Source organism: Kitasatospora sp. NPDC048239 (genome assembly GCF_043202015.1).
Lineage (GTDB): Bacteria > Actinomycetota > Actinomycetes > Streptomycetales > Streptomycetaceae > Kitasatospora.
This window is the reverse complement of the sequence record NZ_JBICZP010000014.1, coordinates 155,534-173,513: the sequence shown is the minus strand read 5'-3', so window position 1 is coordinate 173,513 and position 17,980 is coordinate 155,534. Positions and strand designations below refer to the sequence as shown.

The 17,980-nt window shown below is 72.3% G+C and carries 15 protein-coding genes; 9 read left to right on the top strand and 6 right to left on the bottom strand.

Annotated elements, in window-relative coordinates:
• Nucleotides 1-59: 59 nt before the first annotated feature.
• Both ACGFZP_RS30695 and ACGFZP_RS30690 read left to right on the top strand, forming a co-directional pair.
• Entirely contained in the window at nucleotides 60-503 is a 444-nt protein-coding gene (locus ACGFZP_RS30695) for an RrF2 family transcriptional regulator (RefSeq protein ID WP_392939252.1), read from the top strand.
• A 128-nt stretch (nucleotides 504-631) separates the two neighbouring features.
• Nucleotides 632-1,840 carry a globin domain-containing protein gene (locus ACGFZP_RS30690; RefSeq protein ID WP_392939251.1) on the top strand — a complete coding sequence of 403 codons (1,209 nt, stop codon included), beginning with the start codon at nucleotides 632-634 and terminating at the stop codon, nucleotides 1,838-1,840.
• A gap of 99 nt (nucleotides 1,841-1,939) precedes the next feature.
• Here ACGFZP_RS30690 and ddaH read toward each other — a convergent pair whose 3' ends face one another.
• Nucleotides 1,940-2,767 carry a dimethylargininase gene (gene ddaH / locus ACGFZP_RS30685; RefSeq protein WP_392939250.1) on the bottom strand — a complete coding sequence of 276 codons (828 nt, stop codon included), beginning with the start codon at nucleotides 2,765-2,767 and terminating at the stop codon, nucleotides 1,940-1,942.
• A 386-nt stretch (nucleotides 2,768-3,153) separates the two neighbouring features.
• Here ddaH and ACGFZP_RS30680 point away from each other — a divergent pair, with 386 nt between their 5' ends.
• The 4 genes from ACGFZP_RS30680 to ACGFZP_RS30665 all read left to right on the top strand — a co-directional run bounded on the left by ACGFZP_RS30680 (nucleotide 3,154) and on the right by ACGFZP_RS30665 (nucleotide 6,837).
• Nucleotides 3,154-3,936 (top strand): SGNH/GDSL hydrolase family protein, encoded by a 783-nt coding sequence (locus ACGFZP_RS30680; RefSeq protein WP_392939248.1) that lies wholly within the window; start codon nucleotides 3,154-3,156, stop codon nucleotides 3,934-3,936.
• 466 nt (nucleotides 3,937-4,402) lie between these two features.
• On the top strand, nucleotides 4,403-4,864 hold the full coding sequence (locus ACGFZP_RS30675; RefSeq protein WP_392939247.1) for a hypothetical protein: 462 nt from the start codon (nucleotides 4,403-4,405) through the stop codon (nucleotides 4,862-4,864).
• Between the two features lie 529 nt (nucleotides 4,865-5,393).
• The gene (locus ACGFZP_RS30670) at nucleotides 5,394-6,248 is read left to right on the top strand and encodes a hypothetical protein (RefSeq protein WP_392939246.1); all 855 of its coding nucleotides are present in this window, start codon (nucleotides 5,394-5,396) and stop codon (nucleotides 6,246-6,248) included.
• A 25-nt stretch (nucleotides 6,249-6,273) separates the two neighbouring features.
• Nucleotides 6,274-6,837: a GNAT family N-acetyltransferase gene (locus ACGFZP_RS30665; protein ID WP_392939245.1), complete on the top strand. Its 564-nt coding sequence runs from the start codon at nucleotides 6,274-6,276 to the stop codon at nucleotides 6,835-6,837.
• Between the two features lie 241 nt (nucleotides 6,838-7,078).
• Here the strand turns inward: ACGFZP_RS30665 and ACGFZP_RS30660 are convergent, their stop codons facing one another.
• The 3 genes from ACGFZP_RS30660 to ACGFZP_RS30650 form a co-directional block, all read right to left on the bottom strand.
• Nucleotides 7,079-8,026 carry a hypothetical protein gene (locus ACGFZP_RS30660; protein WP_392939244.1) on the bottom strand — a complete coding sequence of 316 codons (948 nt, stop codon included), beginning with the start codon at nucleotides 8,024-8,026 and terminating at the stop codon, nucleotides 7,079-7,081.
• A gap of 120 nt (nucleotides 8,027-8,146) precedes the next feature.
• Nucleotides 8,147-8,824: a response regulator gene (locus ACGFZP_RS30655; RefSeq protein ID WP_392939242.1), complete on the bottom strand. Its 678-nt coding sequence runs from the start codon at nucleotides 8,822-8,824 to the stop codon at nucleotides 8,147-8,149.
• Nucleotides 8,821-10,119, bottom strand: a complete 1,299-nt coding sequence (locus tag ACGFZP_RS30650) for a sensor histidine kinase (protein ID WP_392939241.1) — start codon at nucleotides 10,117-10,119, stop codon at nucleotides 8,821-8,823. The genes ACGFZP_RS30655 and ACGFZP_RS30650 overlap by 4 nt, the downstream gene beginning before the upstream one ends.
• On the opposite strand from ACGFZP_RS30650, the gene ACGFZP_RS30645 reads away from it, so the two are divergent.
• The gene (locus tag ACGFZP_RS30645) at nucleotides 10,109-10,246 is read left to right on the top strand and encodes a hypothetical protein (RefSeq protein WP_392939239.1); all 138 of its coding nucleotides are present in this window, start codon (nucleotides 10,109-10,111) and stop codon (nucleotides 10,244-10,246) included. The two genes, ACGFZP_RS30650 and ACGFZP_RS30645, sit on opposite strands and share 11 nt — an antisense overlap.
• Before the next feature lie 14 nt (nucleotides 10,247-10,260).
• Here ACGFZP_RS30645 and ACGFZP_RS30640 read toward each other — a convergent pair whose 3' ends face one another.
• Entirely contained in the window at nucleotides 10,261-12,543 is a 2,283-nt protein-coding gene (locus tag ACGFZP_RS30640; protein WP_392939237.1) for an MMPL family transporter, read from the bottom strand.
• Nucleotides 12,544-12,976: 433 nt separating this feature from the next.
• Here ACGFZP_RS30640 and ACGFZP_RS30635 point away from each other — a divergent pair, with 433 nt between their 5' ends.
• Both ACGFZP_RS30635 and ACGFZP_RS30630 read left to right on the top strand, forming a co-directional pair.
• Nucleotides 12,977-15,175 (top strand): ATP-binding cassette domain-containing protein, encoded by a 2,199-nt coding sequence (locus ACGFZP_RS30635; protein ID WP_392939235.1) that lies wholly within the window; start codon nucleotides 12,977-12,979, stop codon nucleotides 15,173-15,175.
• Between the two features lie 1,123 nt (nucleotides 15,176-16,298).
• Nucleotides 16,299-16,946, top strand: a complete 648-nt coding sequence (locus tag ACGFZP_RS30630) for a response regulator transcription factor (protein ID WP_392939233.1) — start codon at nucleotides 16,299-16,301, stop codon at nucleotides 16,944-16,946.
• On the opposite strand, the gene ACGFZP_RS30625 is transcribed toward ACGFZP_RS30630, so the two are convergent.
• Nucleotides 16,938-17,750: a BTAD domain-containing putative transcriptional regulator gene (locus ACGFZP_RS30625; RefSeq protein WP_392939231.1), complete on the bottom strand. Its 813-nt coding sequence runs from the start codon at nucleotides 17,748-17,750 to the stop codon at nucleotides 16,938-16,940. The genes ACGFZP_RS30630 and ACGFZP_RS30625 overlap by 9 nt on opposite strands.
• Between the last annotated feature and the right edge of the window lie 230 nt (nucleotides 17,751-17,980).

The following is a 17,980-nucleotide window of genomic DNA, read 5'->3' as shown; positions in this document are numbered from 1 at the left end:
CGCTACCGCGTCAGGCGATAAATTGGATTTTGTAAGTCGTATTAGCTAGCGTGTGCATCGTGAGGCTGACCAAGAGCACCGACATCGCTCTCCGCATCGCCATGCGGCTGGCCGTCGTCGAGGACGACGCCACCCCGACCACCCGCGAGGTGGCCGAGGCGGTCGGCGTGCCGTACACGCACGCCGCCAAGGTGGTCAGCCGGCTGCAGCACCTCGGCGTGGTGGAGGCGCGGCGCGGACGCGGAGGGGGCCTGGCCCTCACCTTCGCCGGCCGCACCGGATCACTCGGGCTGCTGCTGCGCGAGCTGGAGGGCGTCGGGGACGTGGTCGGCTGCGAGGACGATCCGCCGTGCCCGCTGCGCGCCGCCTGCCGTCTGCGCGGGGCGCTGCGCACCGCACAGGAGGCGTTCTTCGCGGCGCTCGACCCGCTCTGCATCGGCGACCTGGTCGCCTCCCCCACCGGGCCGGTCCTGCTCAGCCTCACCATCAGACCCACGGACTGACCCGACCCGCCCCGCCCCGCGGGGGCCGCCGAACACCTCCCCCGGGGCAGAACGCCCACACCCGCTTCCGCACGCACCTGCACGCGGGCTTAAATACGACTTTCAGATACCAGTTTGGAGCGAGATCGATGCTGTCCGCCAAATCCGCCGAGGTCGTCGAAGCCACTCTGCCCGCCGTGGGCGCCGCGATCGGCGACATCACCCCGCTGTTCTACGACAAGCTGTTCGCCGCCCACCCGGAGCTGCTGCGCGACCTCTTCAACCGGGGCAACCAGGCGAACGGCACCCAGCGGCAGGCGCTGGCCGGGTCGATAGCCGTCTTCGCCTCCGCGCTGATCGCCCACCCCGACCAGCGGCCGGACGCCATGCTCGCCCGGATCGCGCACAAGCACGTGTCGGTCGGCATCTCCGCCGACCAGTACCGCATCGTCCACGAGCACCTCTTCGCCGCCATCGTCGAGGTCCTCGGCGAGGCCGTCACCCCCGAGGTGGCCGCCGCCTGGGACGAGGTCTACTGGCTGATGGCCAACGCGCTGATCGCCATCGAGGACCGGCTGCGCGCCGAGGCCGCCGCCGGGCAGGGCAGCGCGGACCCGGCCGACCTGTGGCGCCCGTACACCGTGGTCGCCCGCTACCAGGAGACCGACGAGGTGGCCACCTTCCTGGTCCGCCCCGCGGACGGCGGGCCCGTGCCGCCCGCCCGCCCCGGCCAGTACGTCTCGGTGCGGACGGTGCTGGCGGACGGCGCGCGGCAGATCCGCCAGTACAGCCTCTCCGGCCACCCGGACGGCGCGCTCCAGTTCTCCGTCAAGCGGGCCGCCGGGTCCGAGGACACCCCGGCCGGCGAGGTCTCCACCCACCTGCACGACCACCTGCGGGCCGGCGGGGTCGTCGAACTCACCCCGCCGCTCGGCGATGTCGCGCTGGCCGACGGCGACGGGCCGGTCCTGCTCGCCTCCGCCGGCATCGGCAACACCCCGATGACCGCCATGCTCGCCCACCTGTCCGCCGTCGGATCGACCCGGCCGGTGGTCGCCGTGCACGGTGACCGCGACCAGCTCGCGCACGCCTTCCGGGCCGAACTCACCCAGCTCACCGCCAAACTGACGGACGCCACCGCCCATGTCTTCTACGAGCGGCCGCTCGGCGACTGGCCGGCCGAGCGCACCGGACTGGTCGACCTCTCCACGGTGGCCGTCCCGCCCGGCACCACCGCCTACCTGTGCGGTCCGCTGCCCTTCCTGCGCTCCGTCCGGACGCAGCTGCTAGCCGCGGGCGTGCCGGCGGCGGACATCCACTACGAGGTGTTCGGCCCCGACCTGTGGCTGGGCGCCTGATCCGACCGGCGTGGCGGTCCGCGCACCCTGGAGGTCGGCCCGGTCACCACGGCCCGGTCACCGCGGCCTGGTCACTGCGGCCCGGTCACTGCGGCCCGGTCAATGCGGCCTGAGCTCCAGGGTGCAGCACTTGGCGCCGCCCCCGCCCTTGAGCAGTTCGGAGAGGTCCACCGGGACGGGCTCGTACCCGTGCTCGGCCAGCCGACCGGCGAGGCACTTGGCGGTCTCCGGCAGCAGCACCCGGCGGCCGTCGGAGACGGCGTTCAGGCCGAACACCTCGGCGTCCGCACGGTCCGCGAGGATCGCGTCCGGGTAGAGGGCGCGCAGGGCGGCCCGGCTGTCGGGGGCGAAGGCCTCCGGGTAGTACATGACGTGGTCGTCGTCGAGGACGGCCAGCGCGGTGTCCAGGTGGTAGAAGCGCGGGTCCACCAGGGTCAGGCTGAGCACGGGCACGCCGAACAGCGCGCCGGCCTCGGCGTGGGCCGCACGGTCGGTCCGGAAGCCCGTCCCGGCCAGGACCCTGCGCCCGGCGACCAGGTGGTCGCCCTCGCCCTCGTTGACGAACCCGGCCCGGTGGACCTCGCGGAAGCCGTTGGCCTGGAACCAGCTCTGGTAGGCGTCGGACTCCCCGGCCCGCTCCGGGTGCCGGAACGTGGCGACCAGCGCCCGGCCGTCCAGCACGGTGGCGCCGTTGGCCGCGTACACCATGTCGGGCAGGCCCGGCACCGGCTCGATCAGGTCCACCGTGTGGCCGAGCCGCCGGTACAAGGAGGCCAGCCGCTCCCACTGGCGGACGGCGAGGGCGGTGTCGGTGGGCTGCGCCGGATCCATCCAGGGGTTGATCGCGTAGTCGACGGTGAAGTGCGTCGGTCGGCACATCAGGTAGCGACGCGGCCTGGCGGTCCGCTCCGGGGTTCGGTTCGGCATACGGCAACCTCCGCCGTCCGGTGGTGCGGGAACACGGGAGGGGTACCGGGGTACCCCGGCCGCACGGGAGTAGGGGCGTTCGCCCCAGAGAGCGGCTGCCCGGGTGGCGCCGTTCGTACGCACGTGCGGACTACCCCGGCGGACGCAACCCCCCGCGCACCCGGCGCGGTCCCCGGCGCACAGGCGCACGGGGGGCTCTGCACCGGAGGGTGACAACCGCTCAGACCGCGCCCGGCGCCCGGCTTCCCGAGCCCGCCGACCGGTGGACCGGCAGCAACAAAGCAACGGCCCGCCGTGTTCCGGGAAGCGCACGTGGCCCATCTCACGTACCGCTACGGGCCACCTACGGTGGCGTAGGTCACTTGAGACAGTGAACTATCTCCTTCATGTCGAACCTCCAGGAGACCCTTGACCTCAGTTCGTACGCCGCCCTCGGCGACAGCTTCACCGAGGGCCTGAACGACCCCGGGGCCGGCGGCGCCTTCGCCGGCTGGGCGGACCGGCTGGCAGGCCTGCTCGCCGAGGGTCGCCCGCCCGGCGGGTTCCGCTACGCGAACCTCGCCGTACGCGGCCGACTGCTCGACCAGATCACCGCCGAGCAGGTGCCGCAGGTCCGCCGCATCCAGCCCGACCTGATCACCTTCTGCGCCGGCGGCAACGACATCCTGCGCCCGGGCAGCGACCCGGACGAGGTGGCCGAGCGCTTCGAGGCCGCCGTCGTCCAGCTCGTCGAGTCGGCGGGGACGGTCCTCATCTGCACCGGCTTCGACACCCGGGGAGTGCCGCTGTTCAAGCACCTGCGCGGCAAGATCGCCACCTACAACGGCCACATGCGGGCCGTCGCCGACCGCAACGGCTGCAAGGTGGCGGACCTCTGGTCGCTGCGCGCGGTGCAGGACCGCCGGGCCTGGAGCGAGGACCGGCTGCACCTGTCCGGCGAGGGCCACCAGCGGGTCGCCCTGCTGGCCGCCCGCTCGCTGGGGCTGCGCACCGAGCAGGACCCGGAGGCGCCCTGGCCGGACATGCCCGAGCTCTCCCCCGCCGAACAGCGCAGGGAGAACCTGCACTGGGCCCGCACCTACCTGGTCCCGTGGGTCGGCCGCCGCCTGCGCGGCGAGTCCTCCGGCGACCACGTCGAGGCGAAGCGCCCGGAGCTGCTTCCCCTCTGAGAGGGTGTTCGACAGGGGACCCCCCAACTGTCCGGCTCGAGTGATGCGGCACGGCCTTGATTCCATGATCCCGCAGAGGTCGGGTCCAGGTCGGCGGTACTGATCATTCGTGACTGAACGACGCCGGCACCCCTCGGACCTGAAGGACGATCAGTGGGAGCTCATTGAGCCTCTGCTGCGGTGGCGGGCCGCCCGCACCGAAGCGACGCGGGAACCCACCCGCGTCGCTTCGACGGCTTCGACGCCGGTGTGCTCCAGGACGGTGATACCCAGCCGGCCGCAGGCGCGGCGCAGCGCCGGAGCCCCGCCCTCCGCGACCGGGTATGTGGAGCAACAGTGCAGAGCCGCCCCCGAAGCCGGTCCCGAGTCGACGCGTCCGGATATGCTGGCGCCCGATGACGAGTTGCGCGCGGGGGCGGCGTGTCTCTGTTGCGGTGGCTCACCGACAGCGACGGCAGGGGAGATCGTGCTCAAGCTGAACGCCCCGGACAACACGACGAACTACACCATCTCCGACCACGACTACCCGGAATCCGCCACGGGACGTTCCGGGCCCGGCTGGAGCTGGATGTGGGTGCCCTACCCGTTCAACTCGCAGTCGGTGAAAGGGCAGTTCTCCCACCGGGTCTTCAAGCACCACCAGACGTCCCACAGCGACCTGCGGGCCTTCATCGGTGAGAACATCGCCGGCCATGATCAGCGATGGTCCACGGCCGCCGTTGCCGCTCTTCGGGACGTCACCGCGCAGGAGTTCGTCCTGGTCTGCTCGAACGTCTGGGCGTTCGCGTCATTCGAGGTCCGCTCGGGCCGGAGCGCGGAAGCGGGTACGGCCTTCTACAACGGCTGGGTCAACGACGTGAACAGCGACCCGGACAACCCGTACGTACTGATGGCCTCCAACAAGCCCACCGTCCTGGTGCGGCGTTGACCCGAGCCTGAAGGCCTCTCTGAGGCTGCGTCAGGCGGACCGGCGGCCCCGCCACCCTTCGATCGGTACGGGTGGGCGGGCCGCCGGACGCCCGAGCTCGCCTCCCGCTTGCCCGTGCTCAATTAGCCCCCGCCCGAGGATGGTTGACGACCGACTACCAGGCGTAGCCTCGATCGGTACGGAACGCGCATCCATCGGGGGGACCATGCTGTTCGTCGCCGTCATCGCCATCGTCGCCGGGTTCGCCCTCGGGTGCCTCACCGCCTCGGCCGTCCTGAGGAACCAGGCGATCGATGCGGCCCGACGGGCCGCCGCCTCAGCCGCTGTCGCCGCGAAGTCCGCGGAGGATGCCCGGGCGCTGGTCGCGACGACGGTGTCAGCGGTACGGACGGTTCCGGCGGTGTCGGCGGCGCGGGCTCCGACGGTGTCCACCGCGAAACCGAAGCCGAAGCCGAAAGCGGAGCCCGGGCCGAAAGCACGGCCGAATCCGGCACCCGTTTCGGGCGCCCGGCGCACGGAACTCGCCCTCGTGCACTCCGCGCTGGTCGGGCTGGAGCAACGGCGCCGGGCCGAGGCGGCGGATCCCTCCGCACCCCGGGACGCCGTACCCCGATCCCGGCAACGCGCCGCCAAGCCCGCGCCCGAGCCCGCCGCCACGCCCGCGCCGACCCCCGTCGATGAGGACGGCCTGCCCCGCCTCACCGCGACCACCGGTCCGCTGGACGGCCCCGGGCCGGTCCCGCAGCGCCAGGAGGGCGAGCGGTTCCACTACTCCGGCCGGACCGACGAGCCGACCGAGCTGGAGTTCCCCATCGAGCGGCCCGAGCCCGGAGTGGTGGCCGTGGCACTGGTGGAGGCGACGACCAAGTCGAGCCTCTCCATCACGCCGATGGTCAGGACGCGCACCCGCGTCGACACCCACTCCTCCCTGCTCTACGTCGCCTCCTACCATGGGCGCGGACGCTCCCGCAGGGTGCTGGCCGGCGACGTCACCCACCTCAAGGTGGAGGCAGGCCGCCGCAGCGAGTGGTCGGTCCGGCTGTACGCCCCCACGGAGGTCGACGAACTGCTCGGCGAGCGCGAGGGGTTCGGCGAAACAGTCCTGGCGGTCCGCCCCGGCGACCCCACCGAGGTGGTCATCCACGCCAAGTCCTCCTCGTGGCACGCCCAGTTCGTCTGCGGCTGCTGGCGCGACGACGACTGCGAGTGCCCCTCGCCCAAGGGGCTGCCCTCCTGGTTCCGGACCTACATCAGTGCCTACGGCGAGGCCATGCGGGTGGTCACCCTCCCCCGCCCCGGCCTGTTCGTCCTGCACACCGACAAACCCACGGACCCCTGGCGGCTCCAGGTCCGCCCCTACGGCTCCGGCCCAAAGCACGACTGACCCCGGGCGGCCTACACTCTCCGTTGTGGCAGCCGTGGAGTCAGTGATCCGTCCGGCGGTCGCGGCCGATCTGAATGCCGTGGCCGGGATCTTCACGCACTACGTCCGCCACACCGTGATCACCTTCGAGGAGATTCCTGCGCCGGTGGACGCCTGGCAGCGGCGGCTCGACGAGCTCGCCGCCCAGGGTCTGCCCTTCCTGGTCGCGGAGCTGTCCGGTGAAGTCGCGGGCTATGCCTACGCGGCCCCGTGGCGCCCCAAGCCCGCCTATCGGCACACCGTCGAGAACTCGATCTACCTCGCCCCCGGCCGGACGGGCCGAGGTCTCGGCGGCGCCCTGCTGGAAGCCCTGCTGGACGCCTGTGCCCGGACCCGCGCACGACAGATGATCGCCGTCATCGCCGACGCAGGCGCCGACGCCTCGGTCGCACTGCACCGCCGTTTCGGGTTCGCCGATGTGGGCCGGCTGACTGCCGTCGGCTACAAGCACGGCCGCTGGATCGACACCGTACTGATGCAGCGAACGCTTGGCCGCACACCGGCAGGCCCACGCCCGGACTCGACCGAGACCGCTGACCTGGATCGGTGACCTGCGAAGTACGGGCCTCGGGCCGCGAGGAGTTCGGGCAGACGCTCGGGAGCGTGAACGGACAGGTCGCTGCCCCGGGGAGGTACTGCTGCCGCAGGCCGTTGGTGTTCTCGTTGGGGCGTAGCCCGGCTGTACGAGCCGGGAGCAGACCTCCCGGCTCAACTCGACAGGCCCCTGAGCGCTGGACCGGGGTGTTGCGACGAACCGTAGGACCCACGTGGCCCGGTGCGGGAGCGGTGGTTCAGGGGGTTGTGGTGGGTGTTGAGGGCTGGAAGGTGGCGGGCAGGCTGCCCTGGGTGAGGGTGGCGGCGAGGTCCCGGGCCTCGTCCTCGTTGTAGGTTCCGCTGATGACGACCTCGCCGCCGGTGATCGCCTGCATGACGGCCGGGTGTGAGACGACCGTGCCGTCCAGCAGGATGGCGATCTGGTTGGCCGGGTCGGACCGCTGGGCCAGCTTGCCCGTCACCTCGGTGAAGGCCGCCGCGCCCTTCTGGTTGAAGGAGAGCGTGACCTGCCAGCCCCGGCTGGACTGGATGTCGAACTCCGCCGCGGCCTTGGTGACATCGGCACCGCGTACCGCGAGCGGTCCGAGGGCCAGCTTCATGGCGGCCGGTTCGGTCGTGGAGACCGAGCCGCAGACCACCAGCGCGGCCGCCGGATCGGTCGGCGCGGTCAGGGCCTGCGCGGTGGCGCCACAGGTCAGAGCGGTGAACCGGGAGGCGAGATCGGGCGGCACCGTCCCGGTCGGCAACGGGTCCGGCCCGCCGATCGGTTGGGCGGTGGCGCCGGGCGCGAGCGCGAGGACCGGGCGGAACTCCAGCACGGCCTGTCGGCCCAGGGCGACCAGGCGGTCGGCGGCGACCGGGCCCGCGACCGAGAGCCGCAGCCCGCCGGGCACCGGCGACACCTGGGCGTCCGACAGACCGCGCGCCTTGGCCCGGCCGAGCAACAGCTCGCCGGAGCGCGCGAGTTGCGCCTCGTCCAGTTGGTGGTCGGGGGTGAACACGGCCACCGTGCGGATGGCCGAGGAACTCGAGGCCGACGACGCCGCGGGGGTCGACCGTGCCGGCTCGGGCGTCGCCTTGTCGGCGGAGCAGGCGGCGACCGCCGAACCGGCGAAGGCGAGGACGACCGTCGCCGTCAGTACCCGGAAGGACTTTCGGCCGGCCCGCGGAGTAGCGATTCCCATGCCGTGAGTCTCCAGCGGGCCGGTCCCCGGTCGCTGGAGACCGCCGATCACGTGACGCAACCGTGACACGTACCTCCCGGGCGAGGATCGGAGAGCTGCCTGGGTCACCCCGTCACGAGGTCACCGGGGCGGACGGGTCACCGGGACGAGACCGGACTGGTAGGCGATGGCGACCAGTTGGGCGCGGTCGCGGGCGTCGAGCTTGGCCATGGCGCGATGGACGTGGGTCCGCACGGTGAAGGGGCTCACGTACATCCGCTCGGCGATCTCCTCGTTGGTCAGGCCGGTGGCGGCCATCGCCATCACCTCGCGCTCGCGGGCGGTGAGGGCCGACAGTCGCTGCGGCGCGTCGGGGGCGGCGGGCTCGGGCTGGGCGAGGAACTGGTCGATCACGGCGCGGGTGGCGGCGGGCGAGAGCAGGGCCTCGCCCGCCGCGACCGTCCGCAGCGCCGCGAGCAGCTCCTTCGGGTCGGCGCCCTTGCCGAGGAAGCCGCCGGCGCCCGCCCGCAGCGCCTGGGCCACGTACTCGTCGATCTCGAAGGTGGTGAGGATGAGCACCCGGGTACCCGCGAGGTCCTCGTCACCGCAGATCGCGGCCGTCGCGGACAACCCGTCCACTCCGGGCATCCGGATGTCCATCAGGACCACGTCGGGCCGGGTGGCGCGGGCGAGTTCGACGGCCTCGCGGCCGTCGGCGGCCTCCCCCACCACCTCCATGTCCTCGGCGGCGTCGATGAGCACCCGGAACGCGCCGCGCAGCAGCGCCTGGTCGTCGGCGAGCAGTACGCGAATGGTCATGCGGCTTCCTTGTCCTCTCGGGCGGCGGCGGTTCGCAGGGGGAGTTCGGCGGAGACCAGGAAGCCGCCTCCCGGACGGCGGTCGGCGGAGAACCGGCCGCCCACCGCGGAAGCCCGCTCGCGCATGCCGATGAGTCCGAAGCCGGTGGCACCGGCCGCCGGACGGGCCGCCGCGGGGCCGGTCCTGGTCCTGGTCGCGGACCCGGGCCCGGCGGGCGCGGTGCCGGCGGGCCTGCTGACGACGCGCCCGCTCGCGACGGGCCTGCCGTTGGCGACGGGCGAACCGTTGGCGACGGTGAGCACGACCCGGCTGTCGGAGTAGGCCAGCGTGACCTCGGCGCCGGCGACCCCGGCGTGCTTGGCGACGTTGGTCAGGGACTCCTGGACGATCCGGTAGGCGGTCAGGTCGACCCCCGCGGAGAGCGGGCGCGGCTCACCCTCGACCGCGAGCCGGACCGGCAGTCCGGTGCGTTCGAACGAGCTGATCAGGGCGGGGAGCTGGCCGAGGCCGGGGGCCGGCTCCAGGGGCGCCTCGGGATCGTCGGCGCGGCGCAGCAGCCCGACCGTGGCCTTGAGCTCCTGCAGTGCGGAGCCGGTGGTGTCCGTGAGGTGGCTGAGCATCTCCCGGGCCTCGGTGGGGTGGGTGTCCATGAGGTGGACGGCGATGCCGGCCTGGGCGTTGGCCAGTGCGATGTGGTGGGCGACCACGTCGTGCAGGTCGCGGGCGATCCGGATCCGCTCGTCGGCGACCCGGCGGCGGGCCTCCTCCTCCCGGGTGCGTTCGGCGCGTTCGGCGCGCTCCTCGATCGCGGCCAGGTGGGCGCGCCGGTTGCGGATCGAGTCACCGATGGCACCGGGCAGCACCACCCAGGTCAGCACCCCGATCTTCTCCCCCAGCGGCGCGCCGGAGTCGACGATCAGGGCGGTGACGGTGAGCACGACGCCCGAGACGGCCGTCGCCACCCGCGCGGTGAGCCGGTCGGTGCGCACCGCGAGGAAGTAGAGCGCGACGAGGAGCGGGGCGATCAGGGTCGGGCTGGGCCGCGTGGCGGTCAGCTCGACCACGACCCCGCAGGCCAGCGTCACGGCGGCCACCGTGCGCGGGTACCGCCGGTGGTAGAACACGGCCGCGCCGGAGAGCACCGCCAGGACGAACGCCGTGGGCTCGGGGCTCCTGTAGTGACCGCTCGGGTCGACCCTGGTGCCCGCGACGGTCAGCGCGATCAGCGCGAGCCCGGCCACGGTGTCGATCAGACGGGGGTGGCGGCGGGCCAGGCGCTGCCAGATGTCGGTCATTCTCCTGCTCTCCGGTTCCGGGGTGCCCTGGCGGCGCCCCCGGCCGGGGTTCTGCCAGTACGGCGTCCGCCGCCGGGTGGCGACGGGCGGGCCGGGGGCCGTCGGCGCGCACGGCGACGGCCCCTGACCTGGGAGGAGGATTCAGACGCCCACCGAGTGCCTGACCGGCTCCGGCTCCGGCTCCGGCACCCGGGTGTTCAGCCGGGCGCCCTCGACGTCGATGTCGGGCAGGATCCGCTCCAGCGGGCGCGGCAGCCACCACGCCCTGCGGCCGAGCAGGGCGAGGGCGGCCGGCACGATCGCCATCCGGACCACGAAGGCGTCGAAGGCGACGGCGGCGGCGAGGCCGAGGCCCATCATCTTGATCATCGACTCGTTCATGCCGATGAAGCCGGCGAAGACGCTGATCATGATGAACGCGGCGGCCGTGACGACGCGGGCGTAGTGCCGGAAGCCGGTGACGATCGCCTCGCCGGGCTCCTCGCCGTGGACGTAGGCCTCACGTATTCGGGTGACCAGGAAGACCTCGTAGTCCATGGCCAGGCCGAAGACCACGCCGACCAGGAAGATCGGCATGACGCTCATCACCGGGCCGGTCTGGTCGACTCCGATCAGGTCGGCGAGCCAGCCCCACTGGAAGACCGCGACCACGGCGCCGAGGGCAGCGGCCACCGACAGCAGGAACCCGAGCGCCGCCTTCAGCGGGACGAGGACGGAACGGAACACCACCAGCAGCAGGAGCACGGCCAGGCCGACGACGACCGCGAGGTAGGGGACCAGTGCGTCGGTGAGCTTCTGGGAGACGTCGATGTTCATCGCGGTGGCACCGCTGACCAGCACCGTCGCACCCGTGGCCGTCTTCAGTCCGTCCGCCCGGTCGCGGATCGCGTGCACCAGGTCCTTGGTCTCGGCGGCACTCGGGCCGGTGGAGGGGACGGCGTTGATCATCGCCGTGTCCCCGGTCTTGTTGAACATCGGGGGCGACGCCGACACCACCCCCGGCAGGCCCGCCACCGTCCTGCCGATCCGCTCGGCGGCGCCCTTCGGGTCGGCGACGCCCTTGGCGTCGACCAGGACGGTCAGCGGGCCGTTGAAACCGGGGCCGAAACCGTCGGAGAGCAGGTCGTAGGCGCGGCGCTGGGTGGTGGAGGTCGGCTGCGACTCGTCGCCCGGCAGGCCGAGGCGCAGGTCGAGGGCGGGCACCGCGAGAATGCCGAGACCGAAGACGCCGGCCAGCAGCACCGCCACCGGGCGGCGCAGGACGAGGCGGGCCCAGCGGGCGCCGCCGTTGACCGGCTGCGCGTCCGGGATGCCCGCCCCGTTCGCGGTCGGGGCGGACCCGGCCGGAGCGTTCCGCGCCCGGCGCAGGCCCCGGGTGCGGGCACCGCCGAAGCCGCGGCGGGCGGCCGAGCGGCGGGGCAGGACCCGCCGGCCGAGGAACCCGAGCATGGCCGGGACGAGGGTGAGGGCCACCAGGACCGCCACCACCACCGTGCCGGCGGCCGCCAGACCCATCTTGGCGAGCACCGGAATACCCACCACGGAAAGGCCGGCCAGCGCGATGACGACGGTGAGCCCCGCGAACACCACGGCCGAACCCGCCGTGCCGACGGCGCGCCCGGCGGCCTCCCGGGGCTCGTGGCCGTCGGCGAGCTCGGCGCGGTAGCGGGAGATGATGAAGACCGCGTAGTCGATGCCGACCGCGAGGCCGAGCATCATCGCCAGCGTGCTGGTGGTGCTGGAGAGCCCCAGCGTGCTGCCGAGCGCGGTGATGCCGGCGATCCCGAGGCCGACCCCGACCAGGGCGGTCAGCAGCGGCAGCCCGGCGGCTGCCAGCGACCCGAAGGTGATCACCAGGACGACGGCGGAGAGCGCCATGCCCACGGCCTCCGTCGAACCGCCGGCCTCGGGCTCGGCCTGCAGGGCGGTGCCCCCGATCTCGACCGTCAGCCCGGCGTCCCGCCCGTGCTGCGCGGCCTGTTCGAGGGCGTCCGTGGCGGAGGTGGTCAGCTTGCCGGGCTTGGCCTCGTAGCCGACCGTCGCGTAGGCGGTCGAGCCGTCCCTGGAGACGGCGCCCGCCTGGAAGGGGCTGACCGCACTGGTGACCTGCTCGGCGTGGGCGAGCTCGGCGACCGTCCGCTCCACCGCCTGCTGGTTGGCCGTGGCGGTGATCTTCTGCCCGGACGGCGCGACGAACACCAGGCGCGCCGAGGCCCCGTCGGCCATGGCGCCGGGGAAGCGCTCGTCCATCAGGTCGAAGGCCTGCTGCGCCTCCGTGCCGGGCATGGCGAACCCGTCGTCGGGTGCGGCCGGAGCCTTGGCGGCCAGAACCCCGGCGGTCGCCAGCAGCGCGACCCAGAACAGGGCCATCAGGCGGCGCCGGAGAAAGGCCCATCGGCCCAGGCGGTACAGGATTGTGGCCACGGGAGAGCTGACTCCTTCAAATGACGATCACCAGGTGCACGCCCGGACCCACCCGTCGGCCTGTCGGCCCGGGTCGCCCGGAGCACGGCAATCCTCGGTCGGCCGGGGCGCTCACGTCGTCATCGCTCCGCAGGCGGTTCACGTACTGCGCACGCAGTAGCGAACCGCCACGAACGGAGTACTTCGGGCCTCGCGGGGAGCAGGTCGGGGCTACCCCCGGGCCTGGGCACGGGCTCCCCGGTCTGACGCACGGCCTCCCCGGCCGCCGCCCCGTTGCCGACCCTTCCGTCGGTCCTCGGGCCAGCCCTGCGAATTCCCCACCCACCGATGAATCACACGTTCGAGTGGCGTCACGGCGACACGCCCGGCGAGCCAGCCGGAGACCGGCATCATCGTCCCTCCGAGGCCCCAACGACCCGTTAGGAGACACCCGTTGACCACCACGACAACCAGCCAGAACGATAAACCGACGGACTCCGGGGACCACACCGAGGAGATGGCCTGGAGCTACCAGGGCGACACCAGCGGCCAGGCGGCGGCCGCGATGACACCCGCCCGGATGGCACGTCGGCTGCCCCAGCTGATCGCCCGCTCCTTCGCGCCGGCCTGGCGGCTGGACCGCGGTTCGGTCCTCGCCCTGCTGGCCTGCCAGGCCGTCTCCGGCGTACTCGGCGCGTTCGGACTGTTCGCGACGACCGGCACGATCACCGCGCTGGTGGGCTCCGGCGACGTGTCCGGCCGGATGTGGGACGCGGCGCCCTCGGTCCTGCTGATCGCCGCGTCCGCGGGCCTGCGGGCGCTGCTGGGCATCGTGATCACCTGGCTGTCGCACCGCCTGTCGCCGAAGATCTCCCGCGAGTCCGAGCTCCGGCTCGCGGCGGCGACGATGAACGCCGAGCTCTCCGCCTACGACACCTCCGGGTTCCAGGACCGGTGGGACGCCGCCGACCGGGGCGCCGAGGTGTCCCAGGAGATCCTCGGCCAGGCCCAGAACGTGATCGCCGCCGCCGCGTCGCTCGTCGCCGCGGCGAGCGTGGCCGGCATCCTGCACCCACTGCTGCTGCCGCTGCTGCTCCTGGCCGCGCTGCCGCAGGGCATCGCCTCGATCAAGGTGGCCCGGCTGCAGTACCTGGCGATGCTCGACACCTTCGCCGACCGGCGCGTGCTGGGCCTCATGCGCTGGTTCATGGCCGACAAGGCGTGCGCGGACGCGATCCGCGCCGACACCATGGCGCCGGTCCTGCTGGACCGCTACGCGCGGGCCGGGGCCAAGGTCGACCGGCGCACCAACGAGGCGGCGTGGACGTCGCTGCGGGTCTCCCTCGTCTGGGCACTGGTCGCCGGAGCGGGCGGCGCGCTGGTCTGGGGCGCGCTGGTGTGGCTGCTGGCCACCGGCCGGATGTCCGTCGTCTCGGCCGGCACCGCGGTGTTCGCCCTGGTGGCGGCCGGGAACGCCCTGCGGGGCGTGGTCGGCGAGGGCACCACGCTGTTCCGCACCGGCATGTACCTGGACGACTGGTCGACGTTCCTGGACGAGGCGGGCGGCCACCGCCTCGACCGCGGGCGGACCGCCCCGGCACCGCCGGACCGAATCGAGGTGCGCGGGGTCGGCTACCGCTACCCGGAGACCGATGCCACGGCCCTGGAGGACATCGACTTCACCATCCGTCGGGGCGAGATCGTCGCCGTCGTCGGCGTCAACGGCTCCGGCAAGTCCACCCTGATGCGGCTGCTGACCGCCCTGTACCTGCCCACCGTGGGCGCCGTCCGCTGGGACGGCACGGACACCCGGGAGCTGGACCCGCACGCCGCATGGAGACATGTCGCCGTCACCACCCAGGAGTTCGCCCGCTGGCCGATGAACGCCGTCGACAACGTCCACCTCGGCCAACCGGTGGACGACCCGACCGCCCTGGAGCGCGCGGCGTCGGCCACCGGCGCCGACGAGGTCGTCGCCGACCTGCGCAGCGGCTGGCGGACCTTGCTGTCGAAGAAGTGGTGGGGAGGCGTGGAGCTCAGCTCCGGTCAGTGGCAGCGCCTTGCCGTGGCCCGCTCCTTCTACCGGCCGGCCGCGCTCATGATCCTGGACGAGCCGACCTCCGACCTCGACCCGCGCGCCGAACACCGGATCCTCCGGAACCTGCGCGCACTCGCCCGCAGCCGGGCGATCGTGCTGGTCACCCACAACCTGATCAACACCGCCGTGGCCGACCGGATCGTGGTCCTCCACAAGGGCCGCATCATCCAGGAGGGCACCTTCCCCCGGCTCACCACCACCGACGGCGCGTTCCGCGAGATGTGGCTCATGCAGCACGACCGCGGCGACCATTCCGACCGCGCCGACCATACCGACCGCGCCGACCCCGGCATCCCGGTCCAGTCCACCGGCAGGGCCCGCACCGAACGCGCCCGCACCGAACACGCCGACACCGAACGCGACACCGCTCAACGCGCCGGCACCGAACACGACACCACCAATCGCGACACCACCACGCAGGACGACACCGAACCGGACGGCACCACGCAGGACGACACCGACCGGAACGGCACCGAAGGGAGCGGCAGCAAGCGCAACGGCACCGAGAGGGCGGACAGCAGAGGAGGAAGCAGCCGAGAAGCCAGCACCGAGTAAGGGTCGGCCGCCCGGGAGGGCACGACGGCATCAGGCCGTCGGCGGATGTCACCTGTGCGCTACCCCCGAGACGGGTGCCACCTCGCCGGTACAGCCCCGCTCGAGGCAAGCCCCGGGCGGTCGGCCTACCCGCCGACCAGCGGCAGCCGACCGCCGCGAAGTGACCATCGGGGCCAACATGTGTGCCCACAAGGGCAGTTCAGGAGGCGATCGGGTCACGACCCGCAGGCTCGGCCGCCACCTGTCGGCGGCCGAGCGGCAGTCGTCCGCCCTCCACCCCGGCCACCGGGGCCGGAGTGGGCGTTCTGATCATTTAGCGTCACCTTCCCCGTTTCCACACGCGCCAATCACACGTGGAGAGCAATCCTCGCTCCGCACCTCCGCTCTGTTTACGGAGAGCGAAACCATCCCGTGATCTCACCGCCGCCCAGGCGGCGAAAAAGCGCTCTTGGGGTGGCCCTGACGGTCGGTTAGGTTCTCCTTATGGCACGTCGTAACGACGGGCCCGGCACCACCGCCGCGTCGGACGGCATTGACCGACTGTCTCTGCGGACCGCCGGGTCGGGAACTGCGGCCGCCCTACGGCAAAGCGGCCCGTCGGCCGCCGACAACCACGCCATTAACCCACTGAAATCATCCACCAACCGACGATCGGGAGAAAATGATCGGCTGGCGAACCCGGCTTGACGGCCGGCCCCGCACCCGTCCGGCGGCCCCCGCCGCGCGGACCGGTGCCGCCGTCCGAGCGGGCTCCGACCATCCGGCACCACCGGCGGCACCTGCGGAGTCCCAGGTTCCGACGGGCCCCTCGCGGCCCGCCCGCGGCGGAGGCGGGGCCCACACCCCCGGGCGACGCGACGGGGCTTCACCACCGTCCGGAAATCGGACGGCACCGCGGCCGAAATGACGGACGGGCCTCACCGCCGCCGGTCGAAACCGACGGGACCCCGGGTGAGGACGGCCGCATGACAACAGTCGGGACCGACAACTCGCCGCGCCCGACATCACCAGAATACGGCCGCACCGGGTGGCACCGGGAAACGGCTTCCGCGGTACATTCCGCGGCGGTCGCGAACGGCTCCCACAACCGGGAAAACCGCGCCTGTTACCCACGGGACTTATCGTGACACTGCTGAAGACCCGCACATCGATCCTCGTCGTCGAAAGAAATTCGCTGCTGCGCAAGGGCTTGCACGCGCTCTTCTCCGCCGAGGCGGATCTGGTCGTCCACGCGACCGTGAGCGACGTGACCGAGGCCTTGGAAGTGCTGTCGGAGCACCGCATCGACGTGGTGCTGTACGGGGCGAGCGAGTCCCTCGCCGCCGCCGAACACGACCTGGTCCGACTCCTGGACCGGGGCGCCCCCTGTCGGGTGGCCGTGCTGAGCAAGCACGAGCGACCCGGCGAGGTGGAGATGTACCTCAGCTCCGGAGTGAGCGCCTATCTGCCGGAGGACGTGACCAGCGACTGCCTGGTGTCCGTGGTCCGGGGGCTGGCCGTCAACCGGGACCGGGTGTACATCATGGCCTCACGGTCCGGCCTCGGGCTGGCGGCCGGCCAGCGTGGAACCCAACTCTCCTCCCGGGAACGGGAGATCATGGGACTGGTGGCGAACGGCCTGAGCAACTCCGCGATCGCCTGCCGCCTCAGCATCGCCCCGGGCACCGTCAAACGACACCTGAGGAACGTCTTCGTCAAACTCAACGCGGTCTCCCGAATCGACGCCGTCAACAAGGCCAGGGCCGCCGCGCTACTGGTGCCGTTATGCTGAGCGCGCCGTTCGGCCGTGCTCCATCACCGGCGGCAGCGCACCCGGCCGACGCGGCTCGCGCAGCTGCACGACACCGCTGAGCAGGTCGTTGTGCAGGTCCCGCAGCGGCTGCGAGGGATCGATGCCCAGGTCGTCGTTGAGCTTGCGGTAGAGCGAGCGGTAGACCTGCAGCGCCTCGCTGCGCCGCCCGGTCAGGTCGAGCGCGAGCATGAGCTGCTCGTGGAACCACTCGTTGAGCGGGTGGTGCAGTGTCAGTGACCGCAGCTCCGGGATGAGCTCCCGGTGCCGGCCGATCTGCTGGTCGGCCAGGATGCGGTTCTCCAGCGCCCGCAGGCGCATCTCCTCCAGGACCGCCACGTGGCCCGCCAATGTGCCGCCGACGGGGATGTCCGCCAGGGCGGAGCCGCGCCAGAGCCGCAGCGCCTGGCGCAGCCGGTCCGCCGCCGCCTCGGGGTGCCCGTCCGCCAGCAGGCGGGCGCCCTCGAGGTGCAGCCGCTCGAACTCCTGGGCGTCGAGCTCCTCCTCGCCCAACAGCAGCAGGTAGCCCGGCGCCTTGGTGAGGATGAAGTCGCGGCCCTCCGCCCGGCAGAGCTTGCGCAGTTGGTAGATGTAGGTCTGCGCGGTGGTCACCACCGTCCGCGGGGGGCTGTCGCCCCAGATCTCCTCGATGATGACGCCGAGATCGACGATCCGATTCGCGTGCAACAGCAGGATCGCCAGCGTCCACCGGACCTTCAGTGCGCTCGGTGTGCAGTGAATTCCCGAATCGAGGACTTCGAGCGGGCCTAGAACATTGAACCTCATGACGCCTCCGATTTCGCCGAGATTATCGCTCGACCCATATATATCCACTCTTCGATCAAGCCCTCAAGGGGACTGCGCGCAAGGTGGCACCTCCGCTATTCCAAGGCGTCCGGCGCAGTTGTTCCGAAGGGAATACTCCCCCGCCGATCGACCCCCGCCGATCGGCGGACCCACCGTCAAGTGCTGTTAGACTGGAGCACGTTGGACCCATGTCTCGATCCGAGGAGAAT

Bases quoted from the DNA above. Each gene is read 5' to 3' on its own strand.
- ACGFZP_RS30660 (WP_392939244.1), bottom strand. From the start codon at position 8,026: ATGGGAATCGCTACTCCGCGGGCCGGCCGAAAGTCCTTCCGGGTACTG.
- ddaH (WP_392939250.1), bottom strand. From the start codon at position 2,767: ATGCCGAACCGAACCCCGGAGCGGACCGCCAGGCCGCGTCGCTACCTG.
- ACGFZP_RS30655 (WP_392939242.1), bottom strand. From the start codon at position 8,824: ATGACCATTCGCGTACTGCTCGCCGACGACCAGGCGCTGCTGCGCGGC.
- ACGFZP_RS30645 (WP_392939239.1), top strand. From the start codon at position 10,109: ATGTCGGTCATTCTCCTGCTCTCCGGTTCCGGGGTGCCCTGGCGGCGC.
- ACGFZP_RS30650 (WP_392939241.1), bottom strand. From the start codon at position 10,119: ATGACCGACATCTGGCAGCGCCTGGCCCGCCGCCACCCCCGTCTGATC.
- ACGFZP_RS30690 (WP_392939251.1), top strand. From the start codon at position 632: ATGCTGTCCGCCAAATCCGCCGAGGTCGTCGAAGCCACTCTGCCCGCC.
- ACGFZP_RS30625 (WP_392939231.1), bottom strand. From the start codon at position 17,750: ATGAGGTTCAATGTTCTAGGCCCGCTCGAAGTCCTCGATTCGGGAATT.
- ACGFZP_RS30680 (WP_392939248.1), top strand. From the start codon at position 3,154: ATGTCGAACCTCCAGGAGACCCTTGACCTCAGTTCGTACGCCGCCCTC.